Origin of the sequence: Magnetovibrio sp. PR-2 (genome assembly GCF_036689815.1) — a bacterium.
Lineage (GTDB): Bacteria > Pseudomonadota > Alphaproteobacteria > Rhodospirillales > Magnetovibrionaceae > Magnetovibrio.
Map to the genome: position 1 here is coordinate 276,420 of NZ_JBAHUR010000001.1, position 24,686 is coordinate 301,105.

At 56.8% G+C, this 24,686-nt stretch carries 21 protein-coding genes; 11 read left to right on the plus strand and 10 right to left on the minus strand.

The window, feature by feature from the left end; all coding sequences use genetic code 11:
* Window positions 1-27: 27 nt before the first annotated feature.
* Complete coding sequence (gene rfaE1, locus V5T82_RS01415; RefSeq protein ID WP_332893789.1) at window positions 28-1,482, minus strand: D-glycero-beta-D-manno-heptose-7-phosphate kinase; 1,455 nt, start codon at window positions 1,480-1,482, stop codon at window positions 28-30.
* Window positions 1,483-1,558: 76 nt separating this feature from the next.
* Window positions 1,559-2,335 (minus strand): metallophosphoesterase family protein, encoded by a 777-nt coding sequence (locus V5T82_RS01420; protein ID WP_332893790.1) that lies wholly within the window; start codon window positions 2,333-2,335, stop codon window positions 1,559-1,561.
* A gap of 115 nt (window positions 2,336-2,450) precedes the next feature.
* Between V5T82_RS01420 and V5T82_RS01425 the strand changes: the two genes are divergently transcribed.
* From V5T82_RS01425 to V5T82_RS01445, 5 genes are all read left to right on the plus strand, one after another.
* Window positions 2,451-3,725: an EAL domain-containing protein gene (locus tag V5T82_RS01425; RefSeq protein WP_332893791.1), complete on the plus strand. Its 1,275-nt coding sequence runs from the start codon at window positions 2,451-2,453 to the stop codon at window positions 3,723-3,725.
* Between the two features lie 37 nt (window positions 3,726-3,762).
* Window positions 3,763-5,052 carry an EAL domain-containing protein gene (locus V5T82_RS01430; protein WP_332893792.1) on the plus strand — a complete coding sequence of 430 codons (1,290 nt, stop codon included), beginning with the start codon at window positions 3,763-3,765 and terminating at the stop codon, window positions 5,050-5,052.
* Between the two features lie 6 nt (window positions 5,053-5,058).
* Window positions 5,059-5,808: an ABC transporter ATP-binding protein gene (locus V5T82_RS01435; protein ID WP_332893793.1), complete on the plus strand. Its 750-nt coding sequence runs from the start codon at window positions 5,059-5,061 to the stop codon at window positions 5,806-5,808.
* On the plus strand, window positions 5,805-6,653 hold the full coding sequence (locus V5T82_RS01440) for an ABC transporter permease (RefSeq protein ID WP_332893794.1): 849 nt from the start codon (window positions 5,805-5,807) through the stop codon (window positions 6,651-6,653). Before V5T82_RS01435 ends, V5T82_RS01440 begins: the two co-directional genes overlap by 4 nt.
* A 112-nt stretch (window positions 6,654-6,765) precedes the next feature.
* Window positions 6,766-7,113, plus strand: coding sequence for a hypothetical protein (locus V5T82_RS01445; protein WP_332893795.1), 348 nt, complete (start codon window positions 6,766-6,768; stop codon window positions 7,111-7,113).
* On the opposite strand, the gene cobT is transcribed toward V5T82_RS01445, so the two are convergent.
* Window positions 7,110-8,141, minus strand: coding sequence for a nicotinate-nucleotide--dimethylbenzimidazole phosphoribosyltransferase (cobT, locus tag V5T82_RS01450; RefSeq protein ID WP_332893796.1), 1,032 nt, complete (start codon window positions 8,139-8,141; stop codon window positions 7,110-7,112). The two genes, V5T82_RS01445 and cobT, sit on opposite strands and share 4 nt — an antisense overlap.
* A gap of 98 nt (window positions 8,142-8,239) precedes the next feature.
* Here cobT and cobS point away from each other — a divergent pair, with 98 nt between their 5' ends.
* From cobS to rimK, 6 genes are read left to right on the plus strand one after another with little or no spacing between them, the layout of a single operon-like run.
* Window positions 8,240-9,124: an adenosylcobinamide-GDP ribazoletransferase gene (gene cobS / locus V5T82_RS01455; protein ID WP_332893797.1), complete on the plus strand. Its 885-nt coding sequence runs from the start codon at window positions 8,240-8,242 to the stop codon at window positions 9,122-9,124.
* Window positions 9,121-9,768 carry a histidine phosphatase family protein gene (locus V5T82_RS01460; protein WP_332893798.1) on the plus strand — a complete coding sequence of 216 codons (648 nt, stop codon included), beginning with the start codon at window positions 9,121-9,123 and terminating at the stop codon, window positions 9,766-9,768. Before cobS ends, V5T82_RS01460 begins: the two co-directional genes overlap by 4 nt.
* A gap of 30 nt (window positions 9,769-9,798) precedes the next feature.
* Entirely contained in the window at window positions 9,799-10,314 is a 516-nt protein-coding gene (gene cobU / locus V5T82_RS01465; RefSeq protein ID WP_332893799.1) for a bifunctional adenosylcobinamide kinase/adenosylcobinamide-phosphate guanylyltransferase, read from the plus strand.
* Window positions 10,315-10,324: 10 nt separating this feature from the next.
* Window positions 10,325-11,422: a cobalamin biosynthesis protein CobW gene (gene cobW, locus V5T82_RS01470; RefSeq protein WP_332893800.1), complete on the plus strand. Its 1,098-nt coding sequence runs from the start codon at window positions 10,325-10,327 to the stop codon at window positions 11,420-11,422.
* Window positions 11,422-15,177: a cobaltochelatase subunit CobN gene (gene cobN / locus V5T82_RS01475; protein WP_332893801.1), complete on the plus strand. Its 3,756-nt coding sequence runs from the start codon at window positions 11,422-11,424 to the stop codon at window positions 15,175-15,177. The genes cobW and cobN overlap by 1 nt, the downstream gene beginning before the upstream one ends.
* 20 nt (window positions 15,178-15,197) lie before the next feature.
* Window positions 15,198-16,610: a 30S ribosomal protein S6--L-glutamate ligase gene (rimK, locus tag V5T82_RS01480; protein ID WP_332893802.1), complete on the plus strand. Its 1,413-nt coding sequence runs from the start codon at window positions 15,198-15,200 to the stop codon at window positions 16,608-16,610.
* Between the two features lies 1 nt (window position 16,611).
* Here rimK and V5T82_RS01485 read toward each other — a convergent pair whose 3' ends face one another.
* The 7 genes from V5T82_RS01485 to V5T82_RS01515 all read right to left on the minus strand — a co-directional run bounded on the left by V5T82_RS01485 (window position 16,612) and on the right by V5T82_RS01515 (window position 24,643).
* Window positions 16,612-17,535, minus strand: coding sequence for a 2-hydroxyacid dehydrogenase (locus tag V5T82_RS01485; RefSeq protein ID WP_332893803.1), 924 nt, complete (start codon window positions 17,533-17,535; stop codon window positions 16,612-16,614).
* Complete coding sequence (locus V5T82_RS01490) at window positions 17,532-19,157, minus strand: ABC transporter ATP-binding protein (RefSeq protein ID WP_332893804.1); 1,626 nt, start codon at window positions 19,155-19,157, stop codon at window positions 17,532-17,534. The genes V5T82_RS01485 and V5T82_RS01490 overlap by 4 nt, the downstream gene beginning before the upstream one ends.
* A complete protein-coding gene (locus V5T82_RS01495) occupies window positions 19,154-20,185 on the minus strand; it encodes an ABC transporter permease (RefSeq protein WP_332893805.1) in 1,032 nt (343 codons plus the stop codon). The genes V5T82_RS01490 and V5T82_RS01495 overlap by 4 nt, the downstream gene beginning before the upstream one ends.
* Window position 20,186: 1 nt before the next feature.
* Complete coding sequence (locus tag V5T82_RS01500) at window positions 20,187-21,308, minus strand: microcin C ABC transporter permease YejB (RefSeq protein WP_332893806.1); 1,122 nt, start codon at window positions 21,306-21,308, stop codon at window positions 20,187-20,189.
* Window positions 21,309-21,319: 11 nt separating this feature from the next.
* Entirely contained in the window at window positions 21,320-23,149 is a 1,830-nt protein-coding gene (locus V5T82_RS01505; protein ID WP_332893807.1) for an extracellular solute-binding protein, read from the minus strand.
* 77 nt (window positions 23,150-23,226) lie between these two features.
* A complete protein-coding gene (gene hisN, locus V5T82_RS01510) occupies window positions 23,227-24,006 on the minus strand; it encodes a histidinol-phosphatase (protein ID WP_332893808.1) in 780 nt (259 codons plus the stop codon).
* A 4-nt stretch (window positions 24,007-24,010) separates the two neighbouring features.
* A complete protein-coding gene (locus V5T82_RS01515; RefSeq protein WP_332893809.1) occupies window positions 24,011-24,643 on the minus strand; it encodes a c-type cytochrome in 633 nt (210 codons plus the stop codon).
* Window positions 24,644-24,686 lie beyond the last annotated feature (43 nt).

Genomic DNA, 24,686 nt, shown 5'->3' on the forward strand with positions numbered 1-24,686 from the left:
AAACCTGGGGGATGACAGAAGGTGGGCTTATTGCGCCATTTTGGCAATGGTGTTGGTGGTGCTTTGTCCGTCCACCAAGTCTGCCAAGACGACTTTACCGCCATAGCTGTGTACGATGTCAGCGCCGACCACGGTTTCGATGGTGTAGTCCGCGCCCTTGACCAAGACGTCGGGTTTCAGTGTCTCGATCAAAGTGATGGGTGTTTGATCGCTGAACAAAACAATCATGTCCACCACCGAAAGTGCGCCCAACACCGCTGCGCGGGCGGCTTCGGTTTGCACGGGGCGGGTTTCGCCTTTGAGCATGCGCACCGAACTGTCGGAATTCAACCCCACCACCAGCTTGTCGCACGCGCCGCGCGCTTGGGTCAGAAGCGAGATATGACCCGGATGCAACAAATCGAAGCAGCCATTGGTAAAGCCCACAGCGTGACCTTGGGCGCGCCAGCGATCGCGCACATCTTCGGCGTCGCCCAAATCCAACAATTTGGCTTCGGCTTTGTTGATGTCTTGTTGATGCAGGGCGCGCAACAGGTCTTGTGTGCTTACGGTCGCGGTGCCGACTTTGGCGACGACGATGCCTGCGGCCACATTGGCCAGTCGGGCAGCGTCGACCATGTCGGCCCCGGCGGCTAAGGCTAGGGACAAAGTCGCCACAACCGTATCGCCTGCGCCCGACACGTCGAAGACTTCGCGGGCTTGGGCCCCCAAATGATGCGGTGCGTCCAATTGGGCGGATACCAACGTCATGCCTTCACCACTGCGGGTGGCGAGCACGCCGCCGATGGCGCACGTTTCGATCAAGTGGTTGCACGCCGAAATGACGTCTGCGTCGGTGTCCACGGCCATGTTGGTGGCGTCTTTGAGCTCTTTTTTGTTGGGCGTGATCAGGTCCGCGCCGGTGTAGCGGGTGTAGTCGCTGCCTTTGGGATCGACAATCACACGAACGCCTTGGGCTTTGGCGGCTTGAATGATGTGCGCGATGGCCGCATCGCTTAACATGCCTTTGCCGTAATCAGACAGAACCACCGCGCCGATGCCGTCTTCGATGGTGGCGGTGGCGTTTAACAGCTGGACTTCCAAGTCGTCAGACAACGCCCCGGTTTTTTCCGCGTCGGCGCGGATCAGCTGCTGCGTGCCCGCAACAAACCGGGTTTTTAGGGTCGTCGGGCGGTCTGCATCGGTGAGTATATGGGGTGTGACGTTGCCCAGTTGTGTCAGCAAATGTTCAACTTCGCGCCCGGCTGTGTCGTTGCCGGCCACAGCCAAAAATCGACCGCCGCCACCAAGGGCTGCAATGTTGGAAATCACATTGCCCGCACCGCCCAACATGGCAGTTTCGCGTTCAATGCGCAAAACGGGGATGGGAGCTTCGGGGGAAATGCGTTCCACCGCACCCGAGACGTAACGGTCCAGCATCACATCGCCGACGCACAAAATGCGCGCACTGCTCAGACGTTCGATCAAATCGGTGAGGGTCATGTCGCTGTTCCGGGCTAAAGAATGGGTTTTACGACTTTTAATGGGCTTTGGCAGGGTGCGTCAATCAAAGCCTTGATTAGGTGGACAGAAAGCGCTGGCTTTCGCCTTCTAAAACAATCGCCGTTAAGGTGTTTGAACACCACGCCTTGGTGTCGATGGCAATGCGGTTGGGCAAGACGTCCGGAACCGCAACCGGCGTGTGGCCGTGCACCACCATTTTGCCGAAATCTTCTTCTGAGTCCAAAAACACACGGCGGATCCACGTCAGATCGTCGGGGTCTTGTTGATCGATGGGCACACCGGGGCGCACGCCGGCATGAACGAAGGCATAATCGCCGACACAGTGGATGTTCTCCATCTTGCTCAGCAGCTTTTTGTGGGATTTGGGCAAGGCGTAGGCGAGTGATTCGCGCATCATCGGCCCATCTTTGGGCAAATAAGGCACGTCGTAGCTCACCAACGTGGCCAATCCGCCCGCATTGAACCAAATATCGCCGTCGTCGCCATTTAAAAACGTTTCCATCAGGACTTCGTGATTGCCTTTGAGAATATGGATTTCGAAATCGATAAACGGGCGTTCGCGTTTGAGCCCGACAAAACGTTCCAACACGCGTTTGCTGTCAGGTCCGCGATCAACGTAGTCCCCCAAAAACACCAAATGCACTTCATCGGGTGCAGAAACGCTATCTTTTGCAATGGTTTGCAGCAACTGATCCAAGAGATCCGAACGCCCGTGGATATCGCCGACAGCATATACGCGTGTCCCCGGCGGGATGCTCGGGGACTGTGAAAGGCTGGTTTGGGGCGTTTCGATATCCATAATGCGCAGTATGTGGGGATTCGCGCCGAACACTCAAGGTCTTCTGGAACCGTTCGAACCTCATATGAGAGTATAATCGGTCATTGCCTATTAACCACATATCCGTACCATGGCAGAATCGACTTTTTATTCGGAGACTGGGGCCGAAATGGCGGAATATTCAGCGGCTTACATTGGGGGCGAAGAACAAGGCAAGCCCGTAAGCCAAGAAAAAAGGCTTTTGGATGTCTTAGAGCGCATGCGCAACATCATGTCCGGTGTCTTTGCGGTGCATCTCCACTTGTCCGAATTGCGCCCGTCCAACCGCCAACCGCACTTTTTGCGCATGGTCAGCCGCGCTGTGGACAGCTTGGTGTCAAACCAAGACGTTCAGGGCTTTGAATTCGTAAATTCGGATATTGTGCTGTTGTGCCGCAACACGCCCATCGACGATGTGGACGACGTGGTTTTTCGCGTGCGCGCCATGTTCAACGAAGACCCGCTGACCGATACCGAAGACGGTTCCGCCGAAGACCGTTTTTCAACGTGGTACGACCTGACCCAGCCGAACGATCTCAAAGATTTCGTCGCTGCTATTCAAGAAGCGATGGAGCATATCTCCGAAGTGGAAGCGGAGCTGTCGCAAAATATCACCACAGGGCGGGCGTCCAAAGCCATGCAGGGCGAGCCGTTGTTGCCCGACAAACTGCAAAAGATTTTGCAAAAATTGTTGGAGGTGCGCGTCGGTGATTTGGTGCACCGCCAACCGGCCGTCGAAGTCACGGCAGGTAAAAAACAAAAACTGGCGTATCGTGAACACTATATCGCCATGGAAGAGTTGCGTCAGCGCATCGCGGCGGACATCAACATCTTTTCCAGCCATTGGCTGTTTCAGTTTTTGTCTGAAACGATTGATGCGCGCGTGTTGGAAGTGATGTCTCGCCTGGACTTTTCCAACATGGACGTTCCCGTCAGTGTGAATTTGAACATCTCCACCATCATGACCCGCCCGTTCCAAAACTTCCATGGGTTGGTGGGTGACAACACCGACAAGGTGATTGTCGAAATTCAAATCATCGACGTGTTCGCCGACATGGGGGCCTACGCCGAAGTGCGCGATTGGTTGCAGGACAACGGCTATCAGGTGATGATCGACGGGCTCAATCCGTTGACGTTGCATTTTTTCGATCCGTCCCTTTTGGGGGCAGATATGATCAAGATCACCTGGGGTCAGGAATTGAAGGGCGGTTTGGGCTCTGAACAAACCAAGCAAATCCGCGAAGTGGTCGCCAAAATGCCTCCAGGCGGCGTGGTGTTGTCCCGCGTGGACACAGAAGAAGGTGTGGGCTGGGGTTTGCAGATGGGCATCCGGCGTTATCAAGGGCACTTCATCGACAAAGTCGTCGACGCCATGGTCAGCAAGGGGTTGATCGGATGGGATTGACGCGAGCACGCACACGCAAGTTGGAGGGTCGGCGCTGATGGCGACACAATCGGGCTCGGCCTCTTCTCACATGCACCGGCGCACCCAAGAACAGTTGTTGTTGGAATATCTGCGCCGTTTGGAAAACCGCCGCGAAGGCCGCAAGGCGGTGCGGATCAATTTGTCAGCCCTGATGCCGGCCAACCGGCGCGAACACCATGTGCGCGCCGCGACCAACAGTTTCGAAGGTTTGGTGTCGGAGCTTGCCGGGCAGCTGTTTGAGCTGAAAAACATGGATCTGTTTTTCATCTACAAGGGCGAAGTCAACACCCGCGTTCAAGACACGGTGCAAAAGGTCAAGTTCCTGTTTTCCGACGACCCGCTGTTCGATGAAAAGGACCGCTCCGACTCGGCGTTCATCAACTGGTTCGATGTGGAAACGGGCTATGACGATCTGATCAAAATGGTGCGCGAGATGAGCGACGAAGGGGCGGAGGAAAAACGCCCCTCCACTCGCTCCAACGTGCGCGCATCGCTCAAAGCGCGCCAAGACCACGGCGATGCGCTGAGCCCGGAAATTTTGGGCCGCGCCGTGAAAGCTTTGCAACGCACCGATTTGACCAGCTTGGTGCGCCGCCAATTTGTCTGCGGTGTCAGCAAAAAATTGGTGCCCGAACCGATTTTTTCAGAGCTCTACATTTCCATCATGGATTTGCGTGAAACCATGATGCCGGGCATCAACCTGACGTCCAATCGTTGGCTGTTTCAATATCTGACGGAAAGCCTGGACCGTCGCATCCTGTCCCTTTTGTCGAAAACGGATCGTTTTTCCATCACGGGCGATATCAGTTTTAACGTCAATGTCTCGACGCTTATGAGCCAAGACTTCATCGCGTTTGACGACGGCATTTCGGCGGCGCGGCGCGGTTCTATGGTTTTGGAGCTGCAAAAGATCGATATCTTCGCAGACTTAGGCGCGTTTTTGTTCGTGCGTGAATACTGCCAGGAAAAAGGCTATCGCATTTGCTTGGACGGTTTGACGCATCAAAATATGTCCATGATCAACCGCGAACGTTTGGGTGTGGATTATTTCAAAGTCATGTGGAACTCCGAACTGATCGACGGCGGCTCGGCGATGCGTAAACAAATGCGCGACATGGTGCAGGAAGCGGGGCGCACCCGCGTGATTCTGGCACGCTGCGACAACCGCGAGGCCGTGGACTTTGGCCGCTCCGTTGGCATCAACATGTTCCAAGGCCACTACGTCGAACATTTGATTGCAGAAGACGAACGCCGTCGCCAACTGTTGAAGATCAAACACCGCATCGAACGGGATACGACGACTTAAAAGCTTATGGCAGAGACCTCCCAACCCATCATCGACGTCCAAGACCTCTACAAAACGTTTGGCGAGGTGCACGCCGTCGAAGGCATTTCGTTTCGTGTCGAGCCGGGCCAGACGGTGGCGTTGCTGGGCGGCAACGGTGCGGGCAAAACCACGACCATTTCCATGCTGTTGGGATTGCTCAGCCCCACCCAAGGCTCGGTCAAAGTGCTGGGCGCGGAGATGCCGTCTGAACGCCACAAGGTGTTGGGACGAATCAATTTTTCCAGCCCGTATGTGGACCTGCCGCGCCGCTTGAAGGTGTGGGAAAACCTGACCGTCTATGCACACTTGTATGGCATTAAAGACGTCAAAGCCCGCATTGCGGAGCTCAGCGAAGACTTGGAACTGACAGGGTTTCAAAACCGCCCGTTCGGCGAATTGTCCGCCGGGCAAAAGACGCGGGTGGCGTTGGCGAAGTCGTTGCTGAATGCGCCGGACCTGATGTTGATGGATGAACCCACCGCCTCGCTGGACCCCGACACGGGTGATTGGGTGAGGACGTATCTGGAACGTTACCGCGAAAAAACCGGAGCGACCATTTTGCTCGCCAGTCACAACATGGGTGAGGTCGAACGCTTGGCTGATAATGTGTTGATGATGCGCGGCGGCAAAATCGTCGATCAAGGCGCCCCCCAAGACCTGATCCAACGCCATGGCCGCGAAAACTTGGAACAGGTGTTCTTAGACATCGCGCGAGGGAAGGAGGCGGCCCAGTGAGCCCCGAACACCAGCATCAAATTCACAGTGATGTGTGCATGCCGCAAACGGCCTTTTCCGCTCGTCGCATTTTGGCGGTGATGCTGCGTCACCTCTATGTCCTGCGCCGTTCGTGGCCCAGATTGCTGGAGCTCGCCTATTGGCCGTTGATCCAAATGATCTTGTGGGGGTTTGTCACCAAGTTCTTCATGGGCCACTCATCTTGGGTTGCCGAAGCCGCGGGCGTTTTGATTTCAGCGGTGTTGCTGTGGGATGTTTTGTTCCGCGCGAACTTGGGCGTGTCGTTGCCGTTCATCGAAGAAATGTGGTCGCGCAATTTGGCCCAGTTGTTCGTCAGCCCCTTGCGCGACGCTGAATTGATTACCGCGCTGATTTTGATGAGCTTGGTGCGCACCCTGATTTCCGTCACGCCGGCCGCCTTCCTCGCCATGCCGCTTTACGACGTGTGGGTGTTTGAACTGGGCATCCCGCTGATTGCGTTTTTTGCGAACCTGTTGGTGTTCGGCTCGATCATCGGCATCACCGTGGCGGGCTTGATCTTGCGCTTTGGATTGGGGGCAGAGAGCCTGTGTTGGTTAGGCATATTCTTGCTGGCCCCCATCAGTGCAATTTATTACCCAGTGGACGCGCTGCCCCAGTGGCTGCAATGGGTGGCTCTGTCGCTGCCCAGTGCACACACCTTTGAAGGCATGCGCCAAGTTCTGTTTGAAGGCACATTTTCGTGGATGCACTTCGCCTGGGCCGTGGGCTTAAACGCCGTGCTGCTCAGCTCTGCCACAGCGTTTTTTCTCTACATGATGAAACAAGCGCGCATCAAAGGACTGTTGATGAGCCAAGGGGAGTAGTTTTTAGGACCTACGCTTATACCCCAATGTCGAGATTTTTTATAACAAAGTTCAATCATGGGTGTATATTCGAGCTCTTAGCAACAATCCAATCCTTGTCAGGAGGTCGTACATGATTAAGCATATCATGCTGGCATTCACCTTGGCGCTAATCGCACCGAGTTTTGCAAAAGCAGAATCACTCATCGGAAAGCAACATGAATTTCGGATTGAAAACGGGGCGTCCCAGGATGTCATTGTTGGCGGTCGACCATTTATCGTCCGAATTTGTAAAGTCAAGCTTTTGAAGGGGACCTCGACCTTATTGGCCACAGCAGTATTTAATGATCCAAACGGTAAAGAGTTGAGTGGTACATCCAGCATTGCTGACGATCATTGCACCTACTTTACGAATGTCAGAAAATTAACTCTTAAATCCAATGATGGGTTGTCTAGAGGCAATTTTAGGCTTTTTAACTAATCCGAGCCTTTCGCACTCACACCCGCTTCACCAAATGTCGCCATGCCGGTGTGGCACGCGATGGCGGCTTTGAGCATGCTGACGGCCAGGACTGCTCCGGTGGCTTCGCCCAAGCGCATGTTCTGATCCAAAACCGCATTTTTGCCGAGCTTTTCGAGCAGCACTTTGTGCCCGGGCTCTTGGCTGACGTGGCCGACTTTGCAGTGGTCCAACGCGCGTTTGTTGAGGCTGTGCAAAACCGCAGCCGACGCGGTGGACACGAACCCGTCCAGCAGAACCGGAACTTGTTTCAAGCGCGCACCGATGACCGCACCGGTGATGGCCGCCATTTCACGACCGCCAAACAAGCGCAGCGCATCCAGGCCGTCTTGCATATGGCCTTTGTAGTTTTTGATGCCGATGTTGAGCACTTCGGCCTTTTTGCCGATGCCGACCTTGTCCAGGCCTGTGCCCGGTCCCGCCCAGCTCAGCGCATTGCCGCCGTACAGGGCAAAACATATGGCAGAGGCTGCGGTGGTGTTGCCGATGCCCATTTCGCCCAAGCACACAACGTCGGAGGCTTCGTCAACGACCTTCATGCCGAATTGGATGGCGGCGGCGCATTCGGCGTCGCCCATGGCTGGGTTTTCGGTAAAATCCTGCACCGGGTTGTCTAAATCCATGGATTCGACACACAGGCCCACGCCCAGCGCTTCACACATCTGGTTGACGGCAGCCCCGCCGTTTTCAAAGTTTGCGACCATTTGCGCCGTGACGTCGGACGGATACGCCGACACGCCCTGTTTGACCACGCCGTGGTTGCCCGCAAAGACGTGGGCGTTGGGGGTTTGCATGCGCGGCGGATAGCGGCCTTGCCAGGCAGCGACCCAAGCGGACAGCTGCTCCAACCGGCCCAAGGAGCCTTCAGGCTTGGTCAGTTTCGGCTCGTGCGCTTTGGCGGCTGCGGCGGCTTCTAGGTCCGGCCCGGGCAGGTCGCTGAGGATCTGACGCACGTCGTCGAGGGAAATAATATCCGGCATTTTGGTCATGGTAGGGGCTCGCAATATGGGCGCAAAGGCTTAGATTTATGGTTGGAAAACATATATACACTGTGTGAGACCTCGCCGTCATCGAAAATGAGTGCACCATGAGCAAATCCGCCGATAAATCCAACTCTGACGACCTGCACAGGGGTGGGCCCTCTTTGTCGTTTTTCCGCCTGTGGGTGAACCGTTTCACCGTGGCGTGGATGTTTTTGACCCGCGTGCCGCTGCCCAGTTGGTGGAACAAGCCCATGCCCGGCGAAGTCGTCGGCGTGGACCCGAAAGACAAAGGGTTGGGCATGATCCCGCTGTCAGACACCGTGCAGACGTGGCCGTTTGTCGGCCTGTTTGTGGGGGCCTTCGCCGGCAGCGCGGTGTGGGCCGGGGCACAGCTGGGCCTGCACCCCATGGCGTCCGCTGTTTTGGGATTGATGGTCGCGGCACTCATCACCGGGGCGCTGCACGAAGACGGTTTGGCTGACGTCGCCGACGGCTTTGGCGGCGGGCGCTCCATCGCCAAAAAGCTCGAGATTATGAAAGACAGCTACATCGGCACCTACGGAGTGTTGACGCTGATTTTGGTGGTGGGCTTTAAGGTGACCACACTGGGCAGCTTCAACGGCCCGGGCTTGGCCGCCGGGGCGCTGGTTGGTGCCCATGTGTTGAGCCGTGCGGCATTACCCTTAATGATGTCGTTGATGACCCCGGCGCGCGAAGGCGGCTTGGGCACGGCGGCGGGCATTCCCACGCGCGACGACGCAATCGTCACGGCGATCATCGGGGTGTTGGTGGTGTTGTTGACTCTGGGTCTTTGGCCCGGTCTGTTGGCGAGCATTTTAGCAGCGGCTGTGGCCGTGGTCATGGGCTGGACTGCCAAACGCCAAATCGGCGGTTTTACCGGAGACGTGCTGGGGGCCACGGAACAATTGATCGAGGCTGCCGTTTTGGCTGGGCTTGCCGTGGCCTTTCGCACGGTGTTTTACACATGAGCGATGCGGTGATCACGCGCTGGTGGTTCGTGCGCCATGCCCCCGTGGTGGGGGCGGAGCACAAACGCTTGTCGGGGCAAATGGATGTGCCTGCGGATGTCAGCGACAAAGCATCGTTTGACCGCTTGGCTGGGAAACTGCCGAAAGGCGCGCACTGGATCACGTCGCACCTGTCGCGCACCAAACAAACCGCCGAGGCTTTGCAAGACGCCGGGGCGGAGCGTAAAAATCCCAAAGCGGATGCAGACTTTGCCGAACAGGCGTTTGGGGCCTGGACCAATTTGACGTGGGATGACATAGGCGCATTGCCCGAAGACCAGTCAGCCGCCTTTTGGGACGCACCCGCGACCACCGCACCGCCACCGTCGGACGATTATAAGTCCGAAAGTTTCGCCAGCGTGTGCGCGCGGGTCGGCGTGCGCCTGGAAGAACTGCTCGACGAATACGCCGGGCGCGACATCATTTGTGTGGCGCACGCGGGATCGATCCGTGGTGCTGTGGCCCATGCCTTGGGCTTGTCGGCAGAGCAAGCCTTGGCCCTGGATGTGCAAAACACGTCTTTAACGCGGCTGGACCACATTTCGTCAGGGCTGAGAACCATGCGCGGCGGCAGCTGGCGGGTGGTGGCGTTGAACCAGATTTGATAGTCTCTGGGCTCAAAGAAAGGATAACCGATGCTTGCGAACCTCACCCTTATTCTCGGCGGACAACGTTCCGGCAAAAGTGCCTACGCGGAAAGCTTGCTGGCGAACGGTGCGGTGTATTTGGCGACGGGCCATGCGTCGGACCCGGAAATGGCGGAACGCATCGAAGCCCATCAAGAGCGGCGCGGCGAAGGCTGGGTGACAGTGGAAGAGCCGCTTGATCTGGTGCACGCACTCACCCAAGCCAAAAAACTGCATAGCGGCAAGCCCGTGCTGATCGACAGCCTCGGCATGTGGGTGTCCAACATGCTGCATGCCCAAAAAAGCCCGGTGGTTGAGGCGGAAATCATCGCCCAAGCCATGCGCAAACACCCCGATCCCGTCATCGTGGTGTCCGACGAAGTGGGCCTGGGCGTGATCTCCATGAACCCGGTGGCGCGATCTTTTGTTGACGCGCTGGGTTTTGTGAACCAAATAACGGCTGCACAGGCGAACCGTGTGGTCTTGGTGGTCGCCGGATTGCCCCAAGAGCTGAAAAATCAATAAAGGACTTCCCATGGCTGCATTGTCGAAAATTCCCGCCACCGTCATCACCGGATTTTTAGGTGCCGGCAAAACCACGCTGATCCGTCACATGCTGGAAAATGCGGGTGGTAAAAAAATTGCGCTGATCATCAACGAATTTGGCGATTTGGGGATTGATCGCCAAATCGTCAATGGCTGTGGCATTGAAGGTTGCAACGAAGACGATGTGGTGGAGCTGGCCAACGGCTGCATTTGCTGCACGGTGGCCGACGACTTCTTGCCGGTCATGGAAGCTTTGGTGGAACGCGAAGACGCCCCCGATCACATTGTCATTGAGACGTCGGGTCTTGCTTTGCCTAAACCGCTGATCCGCGCGTTCAACTGGCCGGAGATCAAAACCCGCGTGACGGTGGACGGCGTGGTGTCTGTCGTGGACGGCCCGGCCTTGGCAGACGGTCAGTTTGCGTCGGACATGGACGCGTTGGAACAACAGCGCAAAGAAGACGAAAGCTTAGGCCATGAAAACCCGCTGGACGATTTGTTCCACGACCAACTGTTGGCCGCCGACATGGTGCTGATGAACAAGGCCGATGTGTTGGGCGAAGACAAAGCCGAAGCGTTGATCGAAAAGCTCAAACAAAAACTCCGCCCCGGTGTGCATGTGGTGGCCACGTCCCACGGCAATGTGGGCGTGGATGTATTGCTGGGCCTGGACGCAGGCGCCGAAGATGATCTGGACGCCCGCCCGTCGCGTCATGAACCTGATGATCATCACGATCACGACCACGACGATGATCACCACCATCATCATGACCATAGCCATGACGATTTCGAAAGCTTCATTGTTGACGTGCCCACCCAAGCCGATCCGGAACAGTTGGAAGCACAGTTGATCGAGCTGGTTAAAGCTCACGACATTCTGCGCATCAAAGGGTTCGTCGACGTTACCGGAAAACCCATGCGCCACGTGGTGCAAGGTGTGGGCACGCGCTTCACCCGCTACTTCGACCGCCCCTGGGCCGACGGTGAAGACCGCCAAGGTCGCTTGGTGGTGATTGGACAAGCGGGGTTGGATCAGGTGGCAATTACGGCGGCGTTGTCCGGTGAGATCCAAGAAAGCGCTGCCTGATGCACCTTCTCGCCGCCCAACCCGGAGCCATTCAAGACGGATCGGAAGCCATTGATCTGGGCCAGAGCCCCGGTGACATTGTTGTTATCACAGCAGCGGACACGGAAATCTCTGCCCTTGCGCTGGCCAACCGTTCGGTGAGTGCAGGCCTGGACGGGTTTCCGACGTTGCGCCTCGCCAACATGCTGCACCTGGGCCACAACATGTCCGTGGACCTGTATGTGGACGACGTCGTGCGTCATGCGAAGCTTGTGGTGGTGCGGGTGTTGGGTGGGCGCGGCTATTGGACGTACGGTGTTGATGAAGTGGCGTCCGCCTGCAAAGCCAAAAACATCCCCGTGGCGTTTTTGCCCGGTGACGATCAGCCGGATGCGGAGCTTGCCAGCCTGTCGACGTTGGACGGCGAAAACGCACACCGTTTGTGGCAGTACCTAAGCCTCGGCGGGCCCGATAACGCTCAAGACTTTTTGGCGTGTGCGGCGAAGGTCGTCGGCTTTGACATCGACTACGCCGAACCGCGCCCAGTTTTGCCGGCGGGTCTCTATTGGCCGAAAAAAGGCGGGGTGGCGTTGTCGGACATCAAGTGGGAAGACTGGCGCGATGGCGAACCCTTGGTGCCCATCATCTTTTATCGTGCGTTGTTTCTCAGCTCCAACTTAGACGTGATTGACGAACTGGTGTATGCCCTGCAAGACGCAGGCGTGAACCCTGTGCCCCTGTATGTGGCGTCGTTAAAAGACCCCATCAGTCAAGCGACGGTGACCGAGCTTTTGGACGGGGCCTATACCGACGATTTGTATTCTATGGGCTGCGTGCTCAACACCACGGGCTTTGCCGCGTCGTCTCCGGGATCGGAACACGTCGCCACACCATGGGACCATTTTGATGTCCCCGTATTGCAAGTGGTTCTGTCGGGCGGCAATCGTGAAAGTTGGGTGGACAACACCTGGGGGCTGGGCCCGCGCGACATTGCCATGAATGTGGCCTTGCCCGAAGTGGACGGGCGGATATTAACCCGTGCGGCCTCGTTCAAAGATTTGTCCGAACGCGACGACGCGACCCAGTGCGATCTGGTGAGCTATAAGCCAGAACTGGATCGCATCGCCTTTATCGCGGAGCTGGCCAAACGCTGGTCGTGGCTGCGCACCCAAGAAAATTGGTCCAAGCGCGTGGGCATCGTGTTGGCAAACTATCCCAACCGTGATGCCCGCCTGGGCAATGGCGTGGGGCTCGACACGCCTGCGGGTGTGGTCAACACCTTGCGTGCCATGGCAGAGGCAGGTTTTGACGTTGAAGACATTCCTGCAGACGGCAATGACTTGGTCGAACGCATGAAGGCCGGGCCGACCAACGCGCACAAAAATCTTGAGACGGCGGACCTCACATTGGCGATGAAAGACTATCAAGACTTCTTTGATGATCTCCCAGACAGCGTTAAGAAACGCATCACCGACCAATGGGGTGCCCCCGAAAACGATCCGTTCGTGCGCGCAGACGGTGACTTTGCCATCCCCGCGTTCTTGTGCGGTGAGGTCGCGGTGGGTTTGCAGCCCGCGCGTGGCTACAACATCAATCCGGAAAAAACCTACCACGATCCGGACTTGGTGCCGCCGCATGGCTACTTGGCGTTTTATGCGTGGATGCGTGAAGACTTCGACGCCGACGCCATCATTCATTTTGGCAAGCACGGCAACTTGGAATGGTTGCCGGGGCGCGCGTTGGCATTGGGCGCGGACGATTTCCCCGAAGTCGCCTTGGGCCCACTGCCGCATCTCTATCCGTTTATCGTCAACGACCCCGGCGAAGGTACGCAAGCCAAGCGCCGCGCCGGTGCGGTGATCATCGATCACTTGACCCCACCGCTGAGCCGTGCGGAAAGCTATGGGCCCCTGAAAGACTTGGAACAGCTGGTGGACGAATATTTCGAAGCCGCAGGGTCTGACCCGCGCCGCACGAAAATTCTCAAACAAGACATTTTGGATTTGTGTCACGTGACGGGCTTGGCCCAAGACGCGGGTATGAAGGACGGCCAAAGTGAAGACGAGCGGCTCGCCACGCTGGATGCGTATTTGTGCGAGCTCAAAGAAATGCAAATTCGCGATGGACTGCATATCTTCGGCGAAAGCCCAACAGACGATTTGTTGCACGCCCTTCTGGTCGCCTTGGTGCGGGTGCCGCGTGGTCCTCAAGACAAGGACGTGTCCTTGATCCGCGCGCTGGCCGACGATTTAGAGTTGGGTTTTGATCCGCTCGATTGCGACATGGGTCCGCCCTGGCTTGGGCCTCAACTAGATGTCCTCACAGGCGAAGGGCCTTGGCGCACGAACGGCGATACGGTGGAGCGTTTGGAAGCTTTGGCGCTCGACATCATCAAAGGCACACGCAAAGCCAAACGGACTTGGGATCGTACCGATGCGGTTTTGACCGAGATCGAAGAGCGCATTCGCCCGGCTGTCGAAGCCTGCGGGCAAGCGGAACTGGATGGCATCGTTCGCGGTCTGGAAGGCAAGTTTGTCGAGCCCGCCCCCAGTGGTGCGCCGACGCGTGGTCGCCCCGAAGTTTTGCCGACGGGACGAAACTTCTACAGCGTCGATACGCGTGCGGTGCCTACACCTGCGGCTTGGACGCTGGGGTGGAAATCGGCGTCGATCCTCTTGGACGCACACGTGCAAGCCCACGGTGAATGGCCCAAGACCATGGCCTTGACCGCGTGGGGCACGTCCAACATGCGCACGGGCGGTGACGATATTGCACAAGCCCTCGCCTTAATGGGTGTCCAGCCCACCTGGGACGCGGCGAGCCGTCGGGTGACGGGGTTTGAGGTGATGCCCGCCGATGTTTTGGGGCGTCCGCGCGTGGATGTGACGCTGCGCATCTCCGGCTTTTTCAGGGACGCCTTTCCCGGTCTCATCGACTTGTTCGACAGTGCCGTGCGCGCGGTTGGGGCATTGGATGAGCCCGCCTCCCAAAACCCTCTGGCGCAGCGCATGAAAGACGAACAATCTGAGCTGGTGGCTTCTGGCGTAGACGCCGAAGAAGCGAATCGCCGCGCAGGCTTTCGTGTCTATGGCTCCATGCCCGGTGCCTACGGTGCTGGGTTGCAGGCTTTAATGGATGAAAAAGGCTGGGAGACGGAAGCCGACCTCGCCAAGGCTTATGTGGCTTGGGGTGGGTATGCCTATGGCTCTGGTGCTGAAGGCGAGGCCCATCACGGCCTGTTTGAAACGCGTCTGAAATCCGTCGAAGCCGTGGTGCAAAACCAAGACAACCGCGAACATGATTTGCTGGACAGTGACGACTATTATCAATTCGAAGGCGGCATTACGGCAGCGGTCAGGGTTCTGTCCGGTGCTCAACCCGCCACTTGGCACGTGGACAACTCCCGCCCCGAAACGCCCAAGGCCCGAACGCTGGAAGATGAAATCGGCCGCGTGGTGCGCGCGCGCGTGGTCAACCCCAAATGGATCGCAGGCGTCATGCGCCACGGTTATAAGGGTGCCTTTGAAATGGCGGCGACGGTGGATTATTTGGTGTCGTTCGCGGCGACAGCGCATTGTGTGAAGGATCATCACTTCGATGCGGTGTTCCAAGCGTATTTAGATGACGAAATTGTCAAAAATTTTTTGATGCAAAACAATCCAGATGCGCTTAAAGAGATGATTGAACGTCTCATGGAAGCGATGGACCGGGGGCTTTGGACCCCACGTCTCAATTCGGCCCGTGCGACGATGGAAGAGTTGTTACAGCACAATTAAATATTGAGAGGATGTCCGTCATGAGCGATGACATTCAGGACCTCGCCCCGGACAAGCTTGTTGTCGGGTGGGAGGAATGGTTGGCCCTTCCCGAGTTGGGCCTGCCCGCCATTTGCGCCAAGGTCGACACCGGCGCGCGCACATCTGCGCTGCATGCGTTTGTGGTTGAACCCTACGGCCCCGAAAGCAAACGCCGTGTGCGCTTTGGCATTCATCCGGTGCCGGGCAACCAAGACATCGAAGTGTTCTGTTCGGCAGAATTGGTGGACCAGCGCCAAGTCACCAGTTCCAACGGCGAAACGGAACTGCGTTATGTTATTCGCACGCCGGTCTCCATCGGTGGGCAAACGTGGCCCATCGATATTTCACTGACGAACCGTGAAACCATGCAGTACCGCATGTTGTTTGGACGAAGTGCGCTGACCGATGACATGATCGTCGATCCCAACGCATCGTTCGTGCAGGGCGAAATGGAAGAGGGCGTGTATGCGGACTTTCCCAAATCGCCCACTCGGCGGCAGAATTTAAAGATCGGCATTTTATCGCGTGAGCCCAACAATTACTCGACACAGCGTTTGGCTGAGGCGGCTGCGGAACGCAACCACATGGTGGAGATCATCAACACCACCCAGTGCTACATGAACATCACGCAACACAATCCGGAAGTTCACATTGACGGCCGTGCGCTGGAAGGCTTCGATGCCATCATTCCCCGGGTCGGCGCGTCCGTGACCTTTTACGGCATGGCTGTTGTGCGCCAGTTCGAAGCCATGGGGGTGTATTGCTTAAATGCCTCCAACGCTATTGGGGCTTCACGCGATAAGTTGTTCGCCCATCAACTTTTAGCGCGCAGCGGTGTGGGTATGCCCAATACCGGTTTTGCGCGCTCTCCGAAAGTCACCAACGAATTGATCAAATTCGTCGACGGCGCACCCTTGGTGGTGAAGTTGTTGGAAGGCACGCAAGGGCGCGGTGTGGTGTTGGCCGAAACCAAAAAAGCCGCCGAGTCCGTCATCGGTGCGTTCCAAGGCCTGGGCGCAAACATCTTGGTTCAGGAATTCATCAAAGAAGCCGGTGGCGAAGATGTGCGCTGTTTGGTGGTTGGCGGCAAAGTCGTGGGTGCGATGAAACGCATTGCCGAAGAGGGTGAGTATCGCTCCAACCTCCATCGTGGCGGCAAGGCCGTGAAAGTGCGCCTCACCAAAGAAGAACGCGCCACAGCCGTGAAAGCAGCGAAGGTGATGGGGCTGGAGCTTTGCGGCGTAGACTTGCTGCGCTCCGACGCCGGGCCGAAGGTGTTGGAAGTCAACTCATCGCCCGGCTTGGAAGGCATCGAAAAAACCACCGGTAAAGACATTGCGGCCTTGGTCGTGGAACAAGTCGAAAAACGTGCCCGCGTGATCCCGAAGACGGCCCGGCGGAAGTTGAAGTAGATCAATACCCCTGTTGGATATCCACCAAGTTGTCGGGCGTCTGCCCATCATCCCAGGCACGCAAACCTTCGGCGATGATTTGTGCGGCGGAGTTGGGGTCGGTGACGGATGCGATGTGCGGCGTTACGGTGACGTTGGGCATGGTCCAAAACGCGTGGTTTTCGGGCAACGGTTCTGTTTCGAACACGTCTAGGGCCGCCGCGCGGATGTATTCGTTTTGCAAACACGCAATCAGGCCGGACTCGTTCACCGTCTCCCCGCGTCCAGCGTTGATGAAATAAGATCCATTGGGCAGCTTATCAAAGGTGTCACTTTTTAATATATGATGTGTGTCGTCGGTATAGGGCAGCAGGTTAATCAGAATCTCTGTGCGTTCCAGAAAAGCATCAAGCTCTTCAACACCTGCAAAACTTTGAATGCCGGGCAGTTCTTTCTGCGAGCGGCTCCAGCCGGCCACGTTTTCAAAACCCAACATCAACAAAGCATGTGCACAGTCTTGGCCCAGTTCACCCAGACCCAAAATGCCCACGGCACGTTTTGCCGTATCGGCCTGATCATGGGGGCGCCAAGTCTGTTGTTGGCCGTAGCGATGAAAATCTCTGTGAAAGTGCAAAACCCAATGCACCACGTATTCGACCATGCCGGAGGAAAGCTTGGGGTCGACCAAACGCGCAAGCGGGATGTGTTTGGGGAAGGTTGCGTCAGTCAACAGGGCATCTACCCCCGCGCCTAAATTATAAATGCCTTTGAGGTTGGGGAAGCTGGTGAGTAGCCCCGCTTCCGGCTTCCACACCAAGGCGTATTCGACTTGGGTAACTTCAACTTCGTCTTGCCCCCAAACCACAATGTCGAATTCCGGTGCATGGCGGCGCAACGCTTTGGCCCAAGTCGCGTGGGCATCGGGGCGAATTAAAACAACCGTCATATGCCAACCACACCACTGTCGTCGGCATCCAGGTTGAACGCGGCGTTCATCAGCGCGCGGGTGTAGGCCACGCGTGGGTTGTCGAAGATGTGTTGGGCCGAACCATATTCAACCACTTTGCCTTTTTGCATAACCATCACATCGTGGGCCAAGGCCCGCACGACTTTGAGGTCGTGGCTGATGAACACATATGTGAGCTCATGTTTCTTTTGTAAGTCGCGCAACAGATCGACGATTTGGGCTTGCACCGAAACGTCTAGGGCGCTGGTGGGTTCGTCCAAGGCAATCACGTCGGGTTTCAAGACCAAGGCACGTGCGATGGAAATGCGTTGGCGTTGCCCCCCGGAAAATTCATGGGGGTAGCGATCCATCATGTCGGCACTTAAACCCACCTCTTCCAACACCTCTGCGACGGTTTGTCGGCGCGTCTTTTCGGTACTGGCCGGGTCGTGCACCAACAAACCTTCACCGATGATTTGTGCCACCGACATGCGCGGGCTGAGCGATCCGAACGGGTCTTGGAAGACGATTTGAAGGTCGGCGCGCAGGGGCTGCAATGCCTTGCCGTCAAGATTTTGGATCTCTTGGTCCTTAAACCGGATCACACCGTTGGAGCGTTCCAAGCGCAACAACGCACGCGCCAATGTGGATTTCCCTGAACCACTTTCGCCGACGATGCCCAGCGTGTGCCCTCGGCGCACAGAAACGTCGATGCCGTCCACAGCTTTGACGTGTCCCACGGTGCGCCGGATGAAGCCTTTTTGGATGGGGAACCAGACCTTGATGTCGTCGGCGCGCAACACTTCGGCCGCACCTGCGACCACCGGGTCGGGACGGCCTTTGGGCTCGGACGCCAACAGGCGCTGGGTGTAGGGGTGCTGGGGATTGTCGAAGACGGATGCGGTGTCACCGCTTTCAACCAATTCACCGCCTTGCATCACATAAGCCCGGTCCGCAATGCGGCGCACGATGCCCAAATCATGGGTGATGAACAAAATGCCCAAGCCCATTTTCTTTTGCAGATCGGCCAGAAGTTTTAACAGCTGGGCTTGAATGGTGACGTCCACCGCCGTGGTGGGTTCGTCTGCGATCAACAGGTCCGGCTCGTTCGCCAAGGCCATGGCGATCATGATGCGTTGTTGCTGTCCCCCTGAAAATTCGTGGGGTAGATTCTTCAAACGTGGGATTTGTGCGCTGAGGCCAACCACGTCCATCAGCTCTTCCACACGGGCCTGGACTTGTGCTTTGGTCAAGGGCTGGTGTGTGGTGATCATTTCGGCGATTTGGTTGCCGACGGGATGCAGCGGGTTGAGGCTGGTGAGCGGTTCTTGAAACACCATGGAAATGTCAGAGCCACGTAAAGCGCGCATCACGCCGTCGGGCGCGTCCATCAGCTCTTCCCCCTTAAACTTGACGGAGCCCGACGGATGCTTGGCTAACGGATAGGGCAGCAGCTTCATGATGGACAGAGCCGACACCGATTTACCCGAGCCACTTTCGCCGACCAATGCCACGGTCTCGCCCCGCTCCACATGGAAGGACACACCGCGCACGGCTTCAACGGCGCGCGGGCCTTCGCCAAAGGTGACGGATAAGTCTTTGACCTCCAGAAGCTTGCTCATGCGCGAAACACCTTTCTGGGGTCCAAGGCGTCGCGTACAGCTTCACCAATAAAGACCAAAAGGGTCAACATGACAGACAGCACCAAAAACGCAGTGATGCCCAGCCACGGCGCGTGCAGGTTGGCTTTGCCTTGGTTGAGCAGCTCGCCCAAAGACGGGGAGCCCGCAGGCAGGCCGAAGCCCAAAAAGTCGAGCCCGGTTAAAATGGTGACAGAGCCCGACAGGATAAACGGCAAGAAGGTGATCGTCGCAACCAAGGCGTTGGGCAGAATGTGGCGAAACATGATGGTGCGATTGCTGACGCCTAAGGCCCGCGCGGCACGCACGTAATCGAAGTTTCGTGTTTTCAAAAATTCAGCCCGCACCACACCGACCAAGCTGGTCCAACTGAACAGCAACATCAGGCCCAACAGCCACCAGAAGTTCGGTTGTACCACACTGGCCAAGATGATCAGCAAAAACATCATCGGCAATCCGGCCCAAATTTCGATGGCGCGTTGGGCGAGCAAATCTACCAGCCCACCGAAGTATCCTTGCGTTGCTCCTGCAGCCACGCCGATGATGGAACTGAGAATGGTCAGCGTCAGGCCAAACAGGACGGAAATGCGAAAGCCGTAGATCAAGCGTGCAGCCACATCTCGGCCTTGGTCGTCGGTGCCGAGCCAATTGACGGCGTCCGGCGCGCTGGGTGCTGGGGAGGTTAGGGCATAGTTGACCGTGTCATAGGAAAAGCGAATGAGCGGCCAAACGATCCAGCCCTCTTCGGTGATCATGTCTTGCACGTCCAGATCGGAATAATCCGTGGGCGTTTCCAAAAATCCGCCAAAGGTGGTTTCGGGGTATTCGACCAAGATGGGAACATACAGCTCGTCTTGGAAACTCACTAAAATGGGACGGTCGTTGGCGATCAGCTCGGCAAACAGCGAGCCCAAAAACATCACCATAAAAATCCAAAAGGACCACAGCCCGCGCTTGTTGGCTTTGAAGTTTTGCAAACGGCGCTGGTTGAGCGGGGAGAGCTTCACCATGTCAGCGCTCCACCGTTTCAAAGTCGATGCGCGGATCAATGATGTGATACATCACATCACCCAAGATGCCCAAAATCAGGCCCAATAGCGTGAACACATACATGGTGCCGAACATGACGGGGTAGTCGCGTTTGATCACCGCCTCATAGCCCAACAGCCCAAGACCATCTAAAGAGAAGATGATCTCAATCAACAACGAACCCGTAAACAGAATGCCGATGAACGCACTGGGAAAGCCCGCGACGACAATCAACATGGCGTTGCGAAACACGTGGCGGTACATGACTTGGTTTTCTTTAAGCCCCTTGGCGCGCGCGGTCATGACGTATTGTTTGTTGATTTCTTCCAGGTACGAGTTCTTGGTGAGCATGGTGAGGCTGGCAAACCCACCGATCACCATGGCACCCACGGGCAGAACCATGTGCCACAGATAATCCGTGATCTGGCCCCAGGTCGTGAGCTCATCCCAATTGTCCGACACAATGCCCCTCAGTGGGAACCAATCGAAATATCGCCCGCCTGCGAACAAGATCACCAATAAGATGGCGAACAGAAAGCTGGGGATGGCATTGCCGACGATGACCACACTGGACGTGGCAATGTCGAAGCGCGAACCGTCTTTGACCGCCTTCATGATGCCCAGCGGGATGGATATCATATAGACCAACAATGTCGTCCACAGGCCCAACGAAATGGACACCGGCATTTTATCGATGACCAAATCAATGACGGCGCGGTCGCGAAAATAGCTGTCCCCGAAATCAAATACGACGTAGTTCTTTAACATCATCCAAAAGCGTTCGTGCGCGGGCTTGTCAAAGCCGTACATCTTTTCGATCTCTTTGACGAATTCCGGGTCGAGCCCTTGAGCACCCCGGTACTTGGTTTGTCCGCCGCTGGAGCTGGAAGGTTGGGACTTCGACGCCCCCCCGCCTGCGCTGGCGTCACCGCTGCCCGATCCGGTGATGCGGGCTGTGGCCCCGACGTCGAGGCCTTGGATTTGCGCGATCATTTGTTCCACCGGACCGCCGGGTGCGATTTGCACAATGGCGAAGTTCAGCACCATGATCCCGAACAAGGTCGGGATCACCAGGGCTAAGCGGCGGAGGATGTAGTTGAACATGGGTGTGCTGACTACTTCCCTTGGGCTTTTAACGTGGCGGCTTTGGCTTCGTCATACCACCACGCCCCGATTTGCACGCCTTTTTGCGGGGTGACGTCGGGGCGGGAAAACTTGTTCCAATAGACCAAGCGGTCATAGGCGATGTGCCAATGCGCAATGACATAATGGCCGTGTTGCAATACCCGGTCGAGCGCACGCACACGGGTGATCAAATCTTCGCGTGTGGGCGCGGCGATGATCTTTGCGACTAAGTTGTCGATGGCATCACTTTTGATGCCGATGTAGTTGCGGCTGCCAGCAGTGTCCGCGGCAGCGCTGCCCCAATAGCCCAACTGCTCGTTGCCGGGCGAATCTGATTGGCCCCAACTGGACACCATGATGTCAAAATCAAAACTGCGCATGCGTTGGATGTATTGGGGCGGGTCGATGGTGCGTACATTCAAGGTGATGCCAAGACGTTTTAAGTTTTTGGCAAACGGTAAAACGATGCGTTCAAACGTCGGCTGCACCAAAATGATTTCAGCTTCCAGCTTTTCGCCTGTCTTTGTGTTCACACGGTCCTTGCCTTGAATGACCCAGCCCGCTTCTTTCAACAGACGGTCGGCTTCTTTCAAGTTCGTGCGAATGCGGCCATCGCCTTTGGTGGCGGGGGGATTGTAAACTTCGGTGAACACGGCGTCGGGGATTTGACCGCGCAAGGGCTCCAATAGTTTCAGCTCGTCTTCACTGGGCAGGCCCGTTGCGGCGAGCTCGGAGTTGTCGAAATAGCTGCGCGTGCGGGTATATTGGCCGTAGAACAGGTTCTTGTTGGCCCATTCAAAATCAAACGCATAACCCAGCGCGCGGCGCACACGGGCATCTTGGAACTTCGTGCGGCGCGTGTTGAAGATGAACGCCTGCATGCCTTGGGGGCGATTGTGATGGACTTCTTCTTTGACCAACTGGCCTTGTTCAACCGCCGGAATGTCGTAAGCCGTGGCCCAGGTTTTCGAAATGTTTTCCAAGCGAAAATCCACCGCGCCGCCCTTCAACGCTTCAACCTGAATGTTGCCGTCGCGGAAGTAGTCGTAGCGGTGATGGTCGAAGTTGTTGGTGCCAACGTTGACGGGCAAGTCTTTGCCCCAATAGTTCTCAACCCGGTCATATTCGATGGAGCGTCCCGTTTCAAACTTACCGATCTTATATGCGCCGGAGCCCAAGGGCGGCTCCAACGTGGTTTTGGTGAAATCGCGCGTATCCCAATAGTGTTTGGGCAGCACCGCCATCTGGCCGATGATCAACGGCAGCTCACGGTTTTCATTGGTGGAAAAGGTGAACTTCACCGAAAGCGGGTCCAGGATTTCGACCTTTTCGACGTCCTTGTAATAGAACTTGTACAGCGGCGCACCTTTGGCGATCAGTGTGTCGAAAGTCCATTTCACGTCTTCGGCGGTGATGGATTTGCCGTCGTGCCATTTGGCTTCGGGGCGCAGATGAAAGGTGATCCAGCTACGGTCCTGGGGCACTTCGACGGATTTGGCCAACAGCCCATATTCCGTGAACGCTTCGTCCGCCGAAGAGGTCAGCAAACTGTCATACAGCATACCGACGCCATCTGCCGTTTCGCCCTTGGGGATGAAGGCATTGAAGTTGTCAAAGCTGCCAAAGCCTGCGCGGCGCAAGGTGCCGCCTTTGGGGGCGGTTGGATTGACGTAGTCGAAATGTTTGAAGTCCGGGCCGTACTTGGGCTCGCCGTGCATGGCGATGGCGTGGGTGGGTGAGACGTCGGCACTCAGCGCGAGGCTGGGGATGGAGAGAGCCACAGCCGTGCCGACGGCCAATAAGACGGATTTCAAGCTCAACAGTTTTCTCCCCAGTGTGCAGTCGTGTATGTGTTTTCAGCTTTTATATCTTCAAAAAAGATGGTGTTTGTATGGCATCAGGCAAACGGTTTGATTATCTTCAACCCCTTTGCGTGCAGCGCTTTGTCGCCCGCCGCCAAGACACGCCCGTCACTGTCCATGGTGAGGCTTGCGCCCGACCAGTCGGTGATGATGCCGCCCGCCCCTTCGATGACGGGGACAAGGGCGGCGTAATCGTAGGTACCCAGCTGGACTTCACAGATCAAATCCACATGGCCCGACGACAACAGGCCATAGGCATAACAATCGCCGCCGTAGACCCGGCGCCAAACCGTTTTCGCCAGTGCGTTAAACGCCGTTTCATTGTCGCCTTCGAACAGTTCGGGTGTGGTGGTGTAGAGCCACGCTTTGTCCAAGGCGGCGCAGGCGCGCACGGTGCAAACCGCACCGTTGTGGGTGGACGGCTGGCCTTTGCAGCCGACCCAGCGCTCGTTTGCTGCGTGGGCGTCGATGACGCCGACCACCGGAACGCCGTGGTGACACAGCGCAATCAGGCTGCCGAACAAAGGCTTTCCAGTGACAAAGGAATTGGTGCCGTCGATGGGGTCCAAGACCCAGACAAACTCGGCGTCCAAATTTTCGTCGCCATATTCTTCGCCCAAAATGCCGTGATCGGGGTAGGTCTCATTGATCAGCGCGCGCATGACTTTTTCGGCCATGCGGTCGGCTTCGGTCACGGGTGAGGCGTCGGACTTGGCGTCCACGGCAATCCCGGTGCGAAAGCGGTCCATAATCTCCGGCTTGGCCGCGTCGGCCAGACGTTGGGCAAGATCGGCGAAGGCTGTGTAATCCGTCATCGGTCTATTCGTCCTTTAACGATTTCAAATAGGCCAAAACGTCTTGGCGGTCTTTTTCTTTTTTCAGACCCGCAAATGCCATTTTGGTGTCGGTGACGTACGTGCGCGGCGAAGCGATGAAGCTGAGGATATCGGCTTCGGTCCAAGTGCCGCCCATGAGAGAAAGCGTTTTGGAATAGCGGAAACCTTCGACTTTGCCTTTGTCGCGCCCGACGATGTTGAACAAGTTCGGCCCGGTCATGTTGCGCGCGCCCTTGTCGGAGGTGTGGCACGTCTTGCATTTGCGCCGAAAGGTCTTTTTGCCCTTGTCGACATCGCCGGTGACGGCGGCAACCACTTCTGCCACAGGTTCAGGGGCGGCTTCGACCATGGCTTTAGGTGCGGGCTCAGGGTCTGTTGCGACAACGGGCTCTCGGGCTGGCTCTCGGGCTGGCTCTGGGGCTGGCTCGGGTGCGGGCTCAGCTTGAACCGTTTCTTCAGGCTCAGCTTGGGGCTCGGGTGCGGGCACGGGTTCGGGGGCTTTTTCAGCAACGCTGGGAGAAGAGGACTGCGGCGGGAAAGCCAGATCGCCGACAAGGTTCACAGCGACAAAAACAAAAACCGTCAGGGCCAATGCGCCCACAATATTTTTCAACATTTGAAACCTATTTATTATTGAGACGTTACGCGGTTCAAAAGGT